Below are 13,144 nucleotides of genomic sequence, written 5' to 3' on the forward strand. Positions count from 1 at the left end.
ATATACACGTTTCAATATATAAGTCTTTAAGATGGAGCCGCTAACGTTCCATCTTCAGGCTGGAAACTGCGATCTGAAGATGGAATACTCCAATGCATGCGTTCCAGGCTCTGAAGAGCTTATCTAAAACTGTTTAATACCAATATAATCATTATTATAACCGGTTGATGGATAAAATAGATTTTCAGAGAGTTTCTGCCAAGAAGTGCGGGTTTGCTGAGGGGCAATGCCCCTGTGTCCAGGTCAAATCTTCTTCTGTATCCCCTGTAAAGGACATCCCCTGCACTCATCCCGGTCAGCATGACGCCCAGCCAGGGAAAGAGTGGAAAGTAATCAAGGCTGTAGAAGCTATGTGGTCTCAGCCCCGCCCATAAAAGCCATGGATAATCCGCCCTGAAACCTGAGAGGATCATTCCAGCTGCGATGGACAGAGAGGCTGCCATGAGGGCTAACCATGGTTTTCCCATAAAGGGGTATGAGAGTATAATCCCGGCTCCGATGAAGTGGAGGACCCCGAATAGTATCACACCATCCCCTGGGTATATCCATGTTGCAAGGGTTATTATGAGGCCGTACCCGAAAATCCTGAGTCCCCGATTAAGGTAGGCACTGAACGATGCATCTTCCTCAAGGATCCGGCGGGAATGGCTCAGGCTCAGTGAGAGGCCTGCGATGAATATGAAGAGGAATGCTGTCAGCCTCCCTGCAAGCCATAGAGGTGGCGATGACATGTCTATCTCTGTTACTGAAAAGAAATCGAGGTCAAAGAGTGCATGATATGCCACCATCATAATGACAGCGATTCCCCTCAGGGCATCGACCTCAACAAATCTTTTTCCCCCATTCATCTCATTAACCATCCCAGAACTACTGAAGGGCTAACCTATCGAGCATCCGATTATTTAGTTTATACCTTTCCAGCATCCGGCGCCCTCCTCTTCAGCTGCATCTGTTATTTATGGTGGCCCCTCCTTTATCATGTCGGGGCAGAGAGAATAAATAGAAAACTTTATATATGATGATTTCAAATCTTTTCTATGCCTACGAATTTGCGGCGTTAGTCCAGCCTGGTTAAGACACTGGCCTGCCACGCCAGCGACCCGGGTTCAAATCCCGGACGCCGCATAGCGGTTGTAGTCTAGTCTGGTTAGGACTCGGGCCTTCCAAGCCCGCGACCCGGGTTCAAATCCCGGCAACCGCATAAAAACTGTTTCTGTTCTGATTTTCTGCACCATATACATTGAGACCCCCTCCTTTTATGCTGCTACCTATATATAGTAGAAGGTAGGATAGTAGAGCAAGGGATAAATACTTTGGTTTTAGATAATAATAAGATCCAGACTAATATTATGGTGTGATACTCATGGCTGGAATCGTTGGATATGGAGTTTACGTTCCATCATACAGAATAAAGGTTGAAGAAATCGCCAGGGTCTGGGGAGATGACCCCCAGGCCATATCAAGGGGGCTTGTGGTGCAGGAAAAATCCGTGCCTGGCCCGGATGAAGACACCGCCACAATAGCAGTTGAAGCTGCAAGATATGCTGTTAAAAGAAGTAAGATAGACCCATCAAAGATCGGGGCTGTCTACGTGGGTTCAGAGTCCCACCCCTACGCAGTTAAACCAACAGCAACAATCGTTGCAGAGGCTATTGAAGCAACACCACAGATGACGGCTGCGGACCTTGAGTTCGCATGTAAAGCAGGCACCGCGGGTATACAGGCATGTATGGGACTTGTAGACTCAGATATGGTTGAGTATGGTCTTGCGGTTGGTGCGGACACGGCCCAGGGAGCTCCAGGCGATGCCCTTGAATACACGGCATCAGCAGGTGGAGCAGCCTACGTTATCGGAAAGGAAGACACCCTTGCAGAGATAACAGATACATACAGCTTCACAACAGACACACCAGACTTTTACAGGAGGGAGGGCATGCCCTACCCCAGGCATGGAGGAAGGTTCACAGGGGAACCGGCCTACTTCAAACACGTCCTTGGAGCTGCCAGGGGCATGCTGGAGAAAAGTGGGATGAGCGCATCAGACTTTGATTATGCTGTTTTCCACCAGCCAAACGGTAAATTCTACCTCAAGGCTGCGAAGAAGCTTGGATTTGAAAGCGAGCAGGTAAAACCGGGTCTCCTCACACCCGTGATAGGTAACACCTACTCAGGTGCAACACCAATCGGACTTGCAGCAACCCTTGACGTGGCATCCCCGGGTGACAGGATACTTGCAGTATCCTATGGTTCAGGGGCTGGAAGCGACGCCTTCATCATCGAGGTGACCGATGGAATTGAGGAGAAGCGTGAACTGGCGCCCTCTGTAAGTGAGGTTATTGAAGAGAAGAGGTATGTTGATTATGCAGTTTATGCCAAGTTCAAGGGCAAACTCAGGATGGCTTAATATGGTGATAAAATGAGGGATGTAGCAGTTATTGGAGTTTCACAGACAAAATTTGGAGAACTCTGGGATGTTTCCTTCAGGGACATGATAACAGAGGCCGGCCTCGGAGCAATCGAGGACGCCGGCATTGAGGGTGCTGACCTTGAGGCCATGTACGTGGGTAACATGTCAGCCGGCCTCTTCATCAAACAGGAACACATCTCCTCACTCATCGCTGACCATGCAGGTCTCACACCCATACCCTCAACAAGGGTTGAGGCTGCGTGTGCCTCAGGGGGCCTTGCACTCAGGAGCGGTGTGATGGCCGTTGCCTCAGGGTACCATGATATAGTGATAGCTGCAGGTGTGGAGAAGATGACCGATGTCGTTGACCCCACCCCGGCAATCGCAACAGCCTCTGACCAGGAATGGGAGGCCCAGCAGGGTGTCACCTTCCCTTCACTGTATGCCATGATGGCAAGGAGGCACATGTACGAGTACGGTACAACCAGGGAACAGCTTGCCATGGTATCGGTTATAAACCATGAGAACGCCTCAAAGAACCCCAGGGCGCAGTTCCCCATGAAGGTCACCCTTGAACAGGTTATGAGTTCAACCATGGTTGCGGATCCCCTGAGACTGCTTGACTGTTCACCCATATCTGATGGTGCCGCAGCCGTCATACTCTGCCCTGCTGAGATGGCGAGGGAGTACACGGACACCCCCGTCTATGTTAAGGCCTCTGCACAAGCTTCAGGTACAATTGCACTCCACGACCGCAGGGACATAACAAGGATAGATGCAACGGTTCATGCTGCCCGCAGGGCGTTTAAAATGGCTGATCTAACACCAGGAGACATTGACCTTGTGGAGGTCCATGACTGTTTCAGTATAAACGGTATACTTGCAGTTGAGGATCTGGGCTTTGTTGAGAAGGGTGAAGGTGGAAGGGCCTTTGAAGAGGGCATGACACGGATTGACGGTGACATACCCGTGAACCCATCAGGGGGCCTTAAGGCACGTGGACACCCCCTCGGAGCTACAGGGATAGCCCAGGCAGCAGAGGTGGTCTGGCAGCTCCGTGGTGAAGCCGGTGAAAGACAGGTTGAGGGTGCTGAGGTTGGTATGACCCACAACATTGGTGGAACCGGTGGAACCGCAGCGGTTCACATATTCACAAGGTGATTCACCGTAGTGAAACTCCAGGATTATCATTTTTTTAATAGATATGCAGGCTTCTTCCTTTTTATAGGGAATTCCCTGCCGGCATTTTATTTTTTATATCTGCAGGATTCATGTGAAGAATACCATGAAGGACCTGTTCTTATACTATCAGATTCAGCTAATCAGCTGAGGCCATTATGTGGCTGATCCCTCAAAATAAGCTCCAGGAAAAACCTGGGTCCTTTTAATCGGATTAATCTTCACAGAAGCAATAAAAAAGATCCATGAACCCGATAAAAACAGTGCCGCTAAAAAAATTTAAAAAGGGAGTGGGGAATATCCCTTACATTGGAGGCATTCCGCCCATGCCGCCCATTTCATCCATGTCCTCATCAGAGGAACCTGAGGATGATGCGGCTATAACGTCATCTATACGCAGGATCATTTCAGCTGCTTCAGCTGCAGACTGTATTGCCTGTTTCTTGACCCTGTGTGGCTCAATGACCCCTGCCTTGTTCATGTCAACGATGTCACCCTCAAAGACATCGAGTCCCATGTATGGTGAGGTTTCGTGGGCTGCCCTGAGGTCAACCAGTGCATCGATGCTGTCAAGACCTGCGTTTTCTGCCAGGGTCTTTGGAACGATTTCAAGGGCTTCAGCAAAGGCTGAAACTGCCAGCTGCTCCCTTCCACTTATTGCATCAGCGTAGTCCTTGAGCCTCTTGGCTATCTCTATTTCTGGTGCTCCACCACCTGCTACAACCTTACCATCTTCAACTGTTGCAGCCACGACACCTATAGCGTCTTCAATGGCCCTTTCAACTTCGCTTACAACGTGTTCGGTTGAACCCCTGACAAGTATTGTGACTGCCTTTGGTTCCTTGCATTCCTCAACAAAGATCATCTCTTCGCCTGAGATCTTCTTCTCTGAGACCACTCCTGCTTCACCGATGTCTTCTTCGCTAAGGTCTTCAATGTTTGTAACGATGCTTGCACCTGTTGCCTTGGATAGTTTCTCCATGTCAGACTTTTTAACCCTTCTCACAGCAAGGACGCCTGCCTTTGCAAGGTAGTGCTGTGCAAGGTCATCGATACCCTTCTGGCAGAAGAGGACGTTGGCACCGGTGCTGACTATCTTGTCAACCATGTCACGGATCATCTGTTCTTCCTGTTCAATGAAGGCCTGCATCTGTGATGGGTCTGTTATCCTGATTTCAGCGTCAACTTCTGTCTCTTTAACCTCTATTGGACAGTTCAGGAGGGCTATTTTTGCATTTTCAACCTTCTTAGGCATTCCTGGGTGTACCCTTTCCTTGTCTATTATTACACCCTGTACAAGGGTTGAGTCGTCTACGGCTGCGCCTTCTTTCTTCTCTATCTTTATGTGATCCTTCTCAACTTCGCCGTCTTCCTCAACCTGTTTTACAGCGTCAACTATGAGTTCTGCAAGTGGTTCCCTTGCCTTTTCTGTACCCTTTCCTGTCATTGCGGTCATTGCGACCTTTATGAGTGTGTCCCTGTCACTTGCGTCAATTGCAATTGTGTTGAGTATTTCCTTGGCCTTTTCAGCGGCCTGCCTGTAACCCATTGCAATGATTGTTGGGTGGATCTCCATTTCAAGGAGGTTTTCTGCCTTCTTGAGTAGTTCCCCGGCTATTATGACTGCTGTGGTTGTCCCGTCACCCACCTCGTCTTCCTGGGTCTTGGCGACCTCCACCAGCATCTTTGCTGCAGGGTGCTCGATGTCCATCTCCTTGAGTATTGTAACACCATCGTTTGTTACGACGATGTCCCCAAGGGAGTCAACCAGCATCTTGTCCATACCCCTTGGTCCAAGGGTTGTCCTTACTGTTTCTGCAAGGATTTTACCTGCAAGTATGTTCATCCTCTGTGCGTCTCTTCCAAGGTACCTGCTTGTACCTTCGGGTAGTACAAGAATTGGCTGCTGTTCCTGTGCCATCATAAATCACCTCAATTTTTCAGTAAGTATGTGCATTTATCAATGGGTTAGAGGTTCTATAAATATTTTACGGTGCATGTGGTAATGAAAGATAAATGACATACGGCAGTTTTGAAACTCCCACTGCGCCCAGATCCCTCTGAACTATTCTTTTCAGCAACTCCCTGATCGTGACTATAATTCTCATCTTAAGGGCTCTCAGGTGGGATGATGACCCCCTCTCCTGGAAGATAATAAATTCTCATCAATGATTCCCTGATGATGGATATTTAAAGTAGATGAGAGAGTAGTAAAGAGGGTATTACTCCAGGACTGAATAATAATTCTGTAATTTAATCATCTTAAAATTCTCTATGATGCTTTTAATCATTATAGGAACTAGGAACCGGAAAAATCGCCCGGTTAGATCATAAATTTCAAAATTAACCTCTTTCCAGCGTTCCGTCTGAAAGCCTTTCAAAAACATTTATCACCATCATGAAACTTAAATATAATTTGTGGTAACATGCTAAAAAAGACCACAAAAGCATGCCTTCCTGTGATCCTGATTATATTAATCCTCCTGGAAGGTGCATGTGCCGTTGAAAACGGTTCAGAAGTTTTAAACAGCTCCGAAATTCTCGAAGCCAGCGTCAGAGTCACCTCTTTTATGGAGAAAAATCAGAGACTCCCTGAAACCATAACCGTCCGTAACAGTACCCTTGACCCTGCATCCTACACCTATGCCCTCAGCAGGGCACTTACCGGATCAGCTACCGTGAAGGTGATCTCTCCGGGTACGCCTCCACTTAACATCAGGCGCATCTCAGGGACATTTACACGCAGCAAGTGCCTTGAGATAGCCTCCAAACTCCGTGACTTCACAGCAACCCATAACAGGTGCCCCTCAACCATAAGCTACAATGGTGGAACAGTTGACTTCTACAACACTGTATACCTCCTCTCAAAGACCGGTGCATGGAAGTACAGTAAGGGTGGAATGCCAGGGAAGGTTAACATCAAAACCCCTATCCCCAGGGTTGCATACCGCCTGGACTCAAACACCGTTGACCTCAGGATAAAGAGCATCACACTGAAACTTAAAAGAACCAGGAAAGTGATGGATGCAACCCTCAGGAAAATGAAGCTCACAGGGAACAGGAACACTCTTCTCAGGCTGCAGGCAAGGTACAGGTCCCTCAACAGCACCTTCACATCACTCCAGAAACAGCTCAGGTATTACAGGGACCTTAAAAATTCACCATGGTACGTTCCAGCCAGCCTCAGGGTGTACCTCAAAACCACAGCCCACTGCAGTGTCACCGACCCCAACATCGTTTACCTTGCACGTGAACTCTCAGAGAACACAACATACGCCACCGGGGACAGTATATTCAGATGGGTGCGTGACAGCATTGACTACTCATTCTACTACAGGACACGTTACGGTGCCACAGGCACACTGAAATACAGGACCGGGAACTGTGTCGACCAGGCACACCTTCTGGTGGCCCTTGCAAGGACCAGCGGTATACCCGCACGTTACGTGCGCGGTTACTGTAAGTTCATAAGCGGAAACTGGTACTCCCATGTATGGGTCCAGATATGGATACGTGGACGTGGATGGGTGACAGCAGACACAACACATACAATAAATACCCTTGGCTGTGTAAGGAACTGGGACCGGAACGCTTCAAAGGTGAAAGAAACCCTCCGCGAGTACAGCCTCTGAAGGCAGTATGCTGCAAGCAGGAATAAACCATCAGAGCCTTACAGCAAATAATAAGTGTTACTCTGAAGAAAATAGGGAACATGAAGTTCATAGACCTCACCCACCGGTTTGAGGATGGGATGCCCGTATTTCCAGGCGACCCCCATGTCAGGATACTTGAAACCCGGAATGATTACATCCTTAGCAGGATTGAAGCGGGAATGCACGCAGGCACACATATAGATGCCCCCAGGCATGCAGGATACCCCGGGACAGTTGAAACAATAAGCCTTGAGAGGCTCACAGGAACAGGTTTTCTGACATCCCCTGAGGGGATCAAAAGTCATGTCCCGGGGGGTATTGCCGTGGTCAGGACCGGCTGGAGCTCGAGATGGGGATCAGAAGACTACTTCATCAACTACCCCTTCCTGAGCATGGAAATTGCAGATGAACTTCTGGATGCTGATGTGAAGGGGGTCTGCATGGAGGGGCCCAGTGTTGACAGGCATGGCGAGATGGAGATACACAGGAAACTCCTTAAAAATGGTGTGTGGATAGTTGAAAACATAAAAAACACGGAGCTTCTCCCTGAAAGGTTCAGGTTGTTTGCTGTCCCCCTTGCCGCCGCGGCTGAAGCATCCCCTGCACGTGTATTCGCAGTGCTGGAATAATCTACCTCTTCACCTTCTCCCAGAGGGTCTCATCACCCTTCCTGTATGACTTGAAATAACCCTTCCTCTCAAGGTTCCTGAGTATCTGGACCATGTTCTCAAGTTTAAGGTCCTTAAATCCTATTCCGTTTATGAAGCTGAGCAGTTCCTCTGCAGTTGATTTTTCATCAGGCAGCAGCCGGTAGATCTGTGACTGGAATGATGTAAGGTCCCTTTCAGGCTTCTCTGTGAGGGCATGGAAATAATCCCTGTATTTCTTCAGGTCGGCTATCAAGGACTCCCTCTCGGCTATAATGGTGTTGAGGTCCTTTATTATTCTGTCCTTCTCATCAAGGATCCCTTCAAGTTCAGTTATTCGCCTTTCCCTTATCTTCAGGGTTTCCTCAAGCTCCCGGACCCTGCTGCAGTCGTCTGATTCTTCACGGCACTTCCTGAGATCCATCTTGAGTTTACTTATCTCAAGCATGCACGCCTTAACAAGAAGTTTGAGCTGTTCCTTTTCTGAATCCCTGATGAACCTCATACCCTATTCCCCGATATACCATGAATATCCATTGAATCCGCTGATACTAGCTTCTCTTTTAATATAAATTTTGCATTTAACCTTAAAAAGTTTTCTGAATTCATTTCAACATCTCAAAACGGCACAGACCAAAACATTTAACCCTCTCATTTATCCGGAGGGCTATAAATGAACACAGAATTCCAATGAGTGCACCTGCAGCCACATCACTTGGGTAGTGAACACCAAGGTACAACCTTGAGATGCCAACAAGGGATGCTGCTGCAATGAAAAGTGCCGTCCTCCCAAGTTTAAATGAGAGTGAAAGGAACCCTCCAAAGGCGGCAACGGTGTGCCCGGATGGCATCGAGTATCCGCCGGCAGCCCCGGAGTACCTTATCCATTCCATAACCTCATAGGGCCTTGGCCTTGCAATCATCACTTTGAGGAGTTCACTCAAAAGGAATCCTATCATGAGGGCTACTATGGCCATGAATGCCGCTTCCTTTGCCTCATGGTCGCCGAAGAGGTAGATGAGTGAACATAAAATCACCCAGAAGATCTGTGTGCCTGCAAAGGTTATAACCGGCATTAAGAAATCCAGAAGAGGTGCGCTTAAGGTTACATTGAAAAAATAGAGGATGGATGTATCAATGGATGTCATCGGGATAGGCCGCATTCCACTCTCAGAGTATTATCTCCTTTATGAGCCCGGTGAGGGCTGCGTATTGTGGGTTCGTGTACTTTTCTAACTCTCAGAGTATTATCTCCTTTATGAGCTCGGCGTTGAGTATGGATGCTCCTGCAGCACCCCTGATAGTGTTGTGACCCACAAGAACGTACCTTAAGCTGTTCTCAAATGCAGCGTCCTCACGGAGTCTTCCCACCGTGACAGCCATTCCACCATCCCGGTCCCGGTCCATCCTTGGCTGGGGCCTGTTCTCCTCATCCATCACCACTACAGGTTTTTCAGGGGCTGAGTAGAGCCCAAGTTTCTGTGGAAGGCCCTGGAACGTCTCCATTGCCTCCCTGACATCCTTAAGTTCAAATTCATCCTCAAGTTCTATGAAGACTGCCTCCGTGTGCCCGTCAACAACAGGGACGCGGTGACAGGATGCGCTGACACCGAAGCCTGCGGGCTTTACAACACCCTCATCCAGTTCACCCAGGAGGTGGAGGGTTTCTGTTTCCATCTTCTCCTCCTCACCACCTATGAAGGGCACGAGGTTGTCCAGTATCGCCATTGACGGCACCCCGCTGTATCCTGCCCCTGAAACTGCCTGCATGGTGGACACATAGACCCTCCTGATACTGTAGTTATCATAGATGGGTTTGAGTGTCAGTGTGAGGGCTATGGTTGAGCAGTTGGGATTCGTGACTATGAATCCATCCCATCCCCTCTTTTTCTGCTGCAGTTCGATGAGGTCTAGGAACTCCGGGTTCACCTCGGGTATCACAAGGGGCACGTCGGGTTCCATCCTCATGGCACTTGCATTGGATGCCACGATATACTTTTCTGCGAATCTGGGTTCGACCTTCCTTGCAATGTCTGCAGGTAGGGCTGAGAAGAGTATTTCAACATCACCCACACTTGATGGGTCGGTCTCGACGACCTCAATGTCCCTTACAGATTCTGGCATCTCACTGTCAAGGTACCAGTTTGCAGCTTCACTGTAGGGTTTCCCTGCGGACCTTGACGATGCAGCCAGTGTGGTGAGTTCAAATTCCGGATGGTTCTCAAGCATCTCAATAAAGCGCTGCCCAACCATCCCTGTAGCTCCTAAAACACCCACATTAACCATCATATCACCTTCATCAATTTATGCCAAGCACATCCCCCATATCGACTATGCATCCTGGTTCTGCGCTTTCAATGAACCTTATCGCCCTCATAACTCCACTTATGAATGCCTGTCTGCTGTGGGCCCTGTGGACTATCTCAAGGCGTTCACCATCACCTGCAAAGAGGACGATGTGGTCTCCCACGATGTCCCCTCCCCTCACTGCATGCACACCGATCTCATCATCGGTCCTCTCACCGACAAGGCCATTCCTTCCATGTACGGCAACCTCGGGGCTTACACCCCTTGACTCTGCAATAACCTCAAGTGCACGTACAGCTGTTCCTGAGGGAGCGTCCTTCTTGTGGCGGTGGTGCGCCTCTATTATCTCAACATCATAGTCTGAGAGGACCGGTGCAAGGTCCCTGAGTACCTTGAAGAAGACATTGACACCCACCGCCATGTTCGGTGAGATAACGGCCTTCACACGGTTCCTCTTAATGCAGTCCTCTATTATCTTCATCTGCTCATCTGAAAAACCTGTGGTCCCCACGACAAGGTTAACCCCTGCTTCCGCCGCTGTCTTTATTGTTTCAACGGCGGCTGTTGCTATTGTGAAGTCAACCAGGACATCGGGTTCTGTTTCAGCCAGGGTGTCCTTCAGTGCTGATGCTTCGGTTACCATGACCCCCACCGGGCCCCTTCCTGTGAGCTCACCCACGTCCCTTCCACTGAGGGGTGTCCCTGGTGCCTCAATGGCCGCCACAAGTTCCATGTCGTCCTGTTCAAGTACTCTTCCTATTATCCCTGAGCCCATGCGTCCACAGGCCCCGGTAACAGCTACCCTGATCATTTCATATCTCTCCTCTTAGATAAGGGCCAGTTCCTCAAGGACCATCCTGAGTTTATCGCGGCTGGCCTCGTTGAGGGGTGCTAGGGGCATCCTCACATGACCCGCGGGTCTTCCCATCATGTTAAGGGCCTCCTTAACGGGTACCGGGTTGCTCTCAATGAAGAGTGCCTTCATGAGGTCGTAGAGTTCATAGTGGGTTTCCTGTGCGGCTTCAAAGTCGCCTGAAAGGGCTTCGTTAACGAGGCGGCTCATCCTTGCAGGGTCAACATTGGCGAGTACCGAGATAACGCCCTCCGCCCCCATGGATATCATGGGAAGTGTGAGGTTGTCGTTGCCTGAGAGCACCGTGAAGTCCCTGATCCCCTCGGCCATGAGCCCTGACCTGAGCATGGATACCTTGTCAAGGTCGGGGTTCGCCTCCTTTATCCCTATTATCCCGTCAAGGCGGGCGAGTTTGATCACCGTGTCAACGTCTATATCCGTCCCGGTCCTTGAGGGGACATTGTAGATTATGAGTGGTATGTCGCTGGATTCCTCAAGCATGGTGTAATGGGATATGAGTCCATGTGGCTGGGGTTTGTTATAGTAGGGTGTTATCACCAGGGCGGCGTCTGCACCTGCTGATTCAGCGTACTGGACAAGTCCCAGGGCCTCCCTGGATGAGTTGCTCCCCGCCCCTGCGATTGCCTTAACACGGCCGTTAACCTCATCCACGAGGATGTCGATCAACTTTCTCTGTTCTTCATGGGTTATTGTGGCTGATTCACCTGTTGTGCCCGCAACAAGAAGTCCGTCCACCCCGTTCTCTATAAGGTAATTTATATTCTCCCTCAGGCCGGCCTCATCCACCTCATCATCTTCCGTGAATGGTGTGACCATGGCCACTATCGTGCCTTCAATCTTCATTCAAGAACACCCCTTACAAGTTCATATGCCTTTTTACCATCATTCCAGTCAACGAATATAACCACAGATGTCTGTGAGGATGAAATTTCAACTATATTGAGGTCGTTATCCCGGAGGGGTTCTGTTATATCCGATATTATGCCGGGTGTGTCAATGAAATCGGGGCTGGAGATTGTTATCATTGCAATGTCCCTTCCAAGTGAGAGTGAGCTGAGGTTGTCATCCGCGATAACAACGTCATGGAGCAGGCGGTGTGCCTCGTCAGCGTCCTTCTTATCAACAAATATTGTGACTGAGTTCTGCCCGGTTGAAATGCCTATTATGTTTATATCATTCTCTGCAAGCTTTGAGGTGAACTTTGCAAGTATGCCTGGCTTGTTAAGGATCTTTTCACCCACCACAGCCACAACGGATATTGGATCCGGGTTGAGGGTTGTTGTCCGGAGCATCTTATTCTTTGACGGTCCGATTATCTCTGTCCCCGGTGCCGAGAAGTCCCCGTGTTCAAAGCCTATTATCTTTGCATTTATATCTGGGTCCTTGTATTTGAGGGCGTGTGGGTGGAGGACCTGAGCCCCATGGGTTGCGAGGTCCCTCATTTCCTCTACAGAGATCTTATCCAGCTTCTTTGCACCCTGAAGCTTGTTGGGGTCTGTGGACATCACACCCCCCACATCGCTTACGATTATGACCTCATCGGCCTTGAGGCAGTGGCCAAGGAGGAATGCTGTTATGTCACTGCCACCCCTGCCCAGGGTGGTTATGTAACCATTGGGGTCCCTTCCAAGGAAGCCGCATACCACGGGTATTATTCCCTGGTCAAGGAGTTTCAGGAGCTCCTTTGATTTTTCCTCAGTCGCCTTAAAATCTACCTTAGCATTTAAAAGGTTGCTGTCGGTTATTATTGGCCATTCATCCATGAAGGGGTCTATGTATTCTGATTTAACCCCGAGGGCCTCTATTGCAGATGAGAATATCCTCACACTGGTCATTTCGCCCATGGATACTATTTCAGCCAGCTGCTTTTCTGTGACAGCATCTTCCATTGCCTCGTCAACTATCTGAAGGAGTTCATCCGTTGTCTTGTTTATGGCAGATACAACGACAACGACCTTCTTACCCTTCATGTACTCCTTCACTACTGAACGGGCTGCCTTTTTTATTCTTCTGCCATTTCCTATAGATGTACCGCCAAATTTAGCAACTATTAACTCCATTAACCTTCACAACCTTT

The 13,144-nt window shown here is 49.2% G+C and carries 12 protein-coding genes and 2 tRNA genes; 6 read left to right on the top strand and 8 right to left on the bottom strand.

Annotated elements, in window-relative coordinates:
• Positions 1–119: 119 nt before the first annotated feature.
• Positions 120–860, bottom strand: a complete 741-nt coding sequence (locus N5910_RS05985; RefSeq protein WP_261599418.1) for a heparan-alpha-glucosaminide N-acetyltransferase — start codon at positions 858–860, stop codon at positions 120–122.
• A 191-nt stretch (positions 861–1,051) separates the two neighbouring features.
• Here N5910_RS05985 and N5910_RS05990 point away from each other — a divergent pair.
• The 4 genes from N5910_RS05990 to N5910_RS06005 all read left to right on the top strand — a co-directional run bounded on the left by N5910_RS05990 (position 1,052) and on the right by N5910_RS06005 (position 3,568).
• Positions 1,052–1,125 (top strand) — tRNA-Gly (locus tag N5910_RS05990).
• Between the two features lie 2 nt (positions 1,126–1,127).
• A tRNA-Gly gene (locus N5910_RS05995) sits at positions 1,128–1,201 on the top strand.
• A 162-nt stretch (positions 1,202–1,363) separates the two neighbouring features.
• Positions 1,364–2,404, top strand: a complete 1,041-nt coding sequence (locus N5910_RS06000; protein WP_074359127.1) for a hydroxymethylglutaryl-CoA synthase — start codon at positions 1,364–1,366, stop codon at positions 2,402–2,404.
• 12 nt (positions 2,405–2,416) lie between these two features.
• Positions 2,417–3,568 (top strand): thiolase domain-containing protein, encoded by a 1,152-nt coding sequence (locus N5910_RS06005; RefSeq protein WP_074359128.1) that lies wholly within the window; start codon positions 2,417–2,419, stop codon positions 3,566–3,568.
• Between the two features lie 322 nt (positions 3,569–3,890).
• Here N5910_RS06005 and thsA read toward each other — a convergent pair whose 3' ends face one another.
• Complete coding sequence (gene thsA / locus N5910_RS06010; protein ID WP_261599419.1) at positions 3,891–5,507, bottom strand: thermosome subunit alpha; 1,617 nt, start codon at positions 5,505–5,507, stop codon at positions 3,891–3,893.
• Between the two features lie 505 nt (positions 5,508–6,012).
• On the opposite strand from thsA, the gene N5910_RS06015 reads away from it, so the two are divergent.
• Both N5910_RS06015 and N5910_RS06020 read left to right on the top strand, forming a co-directional pair.
• Positions 6,013–7,218, top strand: coding sequence for a transglutaminase domain-containing protein (locus N5910_RS06015; RefSeq protein WP_074359130.1), 1,206 nt, complete (start codon positions 6,013–6,015; stop codon positions 7,216–7,218).
• Positions 7,219–7,298: 80 nt separating this feature from the next.
• Positions 7,299–7,868 carry a cyclase family protein gene (locus tag N5910_RS06020; RefSeq protein ID WP_074359131.1) on the top strand — a complete coding sequence of 190 codons (570 nt, stop codon included), beginning with the start codon at positions 7,299–7,301 and terminating at the stop codon, positions 7,866–7,868.
• Between the two features lies 1 nt (position 7,869).
• On the opposite strand, the gene N5910_RS06025 is transcribed toward N5910_RS06020, so the two are convergent.
• The 6 genes from N5910_RS06025 to N5910_RS06050 form a co-directional block, all read right to left on the bottom strand.
• Complete coding sequence (locus tag N5910_RS06025) at positions 7,870–8,391, bottom strand: hypothetical protein (protein WP_074359132.1); 522 nt, start codon at positions 8,389–8,391, stop codon at positions 7,870–7,872.
• Positions 8,392–8,491: 100 nt separating this feature from the next.
• On the bottom strand, positions 8,492–8,962 hold the full coding sequence (locus N5910_RS06030) for a phosphatase PAP2 family protein (protein WP_238337854.1): 471 nt from the start codon (positions 8,960–8,962) through the stop codon (positions 8,492–8,494).
• A gap of 163 nt (positions 8,963–9,125) precedes the next feature.
• Positions 9,126–10,172, bottom strand: a complete 1,047-nt coding sequence (gene asd / locus N5910_RS06035; protein WP_074359134.1) for an aspartate-semialdehyde dehydrogenase — start codon at positions 10,170–10,172, stop codon at positions 9,126–9,128.
• 13 nt (positions 10,173–10,185) lie between these two features.
• Positions 10,186–11,004 (bottom strand): 4-hydroxy-tetrahydrodipicolinate reductase, encoded by an 819-nt coding sequence (gene dapB / locus N5910_RS06040; protein WP_074359135.1) that lies wholly within the window; start codon positions 11,002–11,004, stop codon positions 10,186–10,188.
• Positions 11,005–11,019: 15 nt separating this feature from the next.
• Positions 11,020–11,910 carry a 4-hydroxy-tetrahydrodipicolinate synthase gene (gene dapA / locus N5910_RS06045; protein WP_074359136.1) on the bottom strand — a complete coding sequence of 297 codons (891 nt, stop codon included), beginning with the start codon at positions 11,908–11,910 and terminating at the stop codon, positions 11,020–11,022.
• Positions 11,907–13,127: an aspartate kinase gene (locus N5910_RS06050; RefSeq protein ID WP_074359137.1), complete on the bottom strand. Its 1,221-nt coding sequence runs from the start codon at positions 13,125–13,127 to the stop codon at positions 11,907–11,909. Before N5910_RS06050 ends, dapA begins: the two co-directional genes overlap by 4 nt.
• Positions 13,128–13,144: the final 17 nt, after the last annotated feature.

This window comes from Methanothermobacter wolfeii, from assembly GCF_025397995.1.
Classification (GTDB): domain Archaea; phylum Methanobacteriota; class Methanobacteria; order Methanobacteriales; family Methanothermobacteraceae; genus Methanothermobacter; species Methanothermobacter wolfei.

Bases quoted from the DNA above. Each gene is read 5' to 3' on its own strand.
- N5910_RS06025 (WP_074359132.1), bottom strand. From the start codon at position 8,391: ATGAGGTTCATCAGGGATTCAGAAAAGGAACAGCTCAAACTTCTTGTT.
- N5910_RS06020 (WP_074359131.1), top strand. From the start codon at position 7,299: ATGAAGTTCATAGACCTCACCCACCGGTTTGAGGATGGGATGCCCGTA.
- dapB (WP_074359135.1), bottom strand. From the start codon at position 11,004: ATGATCAGGGTAGCTGTTACCGGGGCCTGTGGACGCATGGGCTCAGGG.
- dapA (WP_074359136.1), bottom strand. From the start codon at position 11,910: ATGAAGATTGAAGGCACGATAGTGGCCATGGTCACACCATTCACGGAA.
- N5910_RS06050 (WP_074359137.1), bottom strand. From the start codon at position 13,127: ATGGAGTTAATAGTTGCTAAATTTGGCGGTACATCTATAGGAAATGGC.
- N5910_RS06030 (WP_238337854.1), bottom strand. From the start codon at position 8,962: ATGCCGGTTATAACCTTTGCAGGCACACAGATCTTCTGGGTGATTTTA.
- asd (WP_074359134.1), bottom strand. From the start codon at position 10,172: ATGGTTAATGTGGGTGTTTTAGGAGCTACAGGGATGGTTGGGCAGCGC.
- N5910_RS06000 (WP_074359127.1), top strand. From the start codon at position 1,364: ATGGCTGGAATCGTTGGATATGGAGTTTACGTTCCATCATACAGAATA.
- thsA (WP_261599419.1), bottom strand. From the start codon at position 5,507: ATGGCACAGGAACAGCAGCCAATTCTTGTACTACCCGAAGGTACAAGC.
- N5910_RS05985 (WP_261599418.1), bottom strand. From the start codon at position 860: ATGGTTAATGAGATGAATGGGGGAAAAAGATTTGTTGAGGTCGATGCC.
- N5910_RS06015 (WP_074359130.1), top strand. From the start codon at position 6,013: ATGCTAAAAAAGACCACAAAAGCATGCCTTCCTGTGATCCTGATTATA.
- N5910_RS06005 (WP_074359128.1), top strand. From the start codon at position 2,417: ATGAGGGATGTAGCAGTTATTGGAGTTTCACAGACAAAATTTGGAGAA.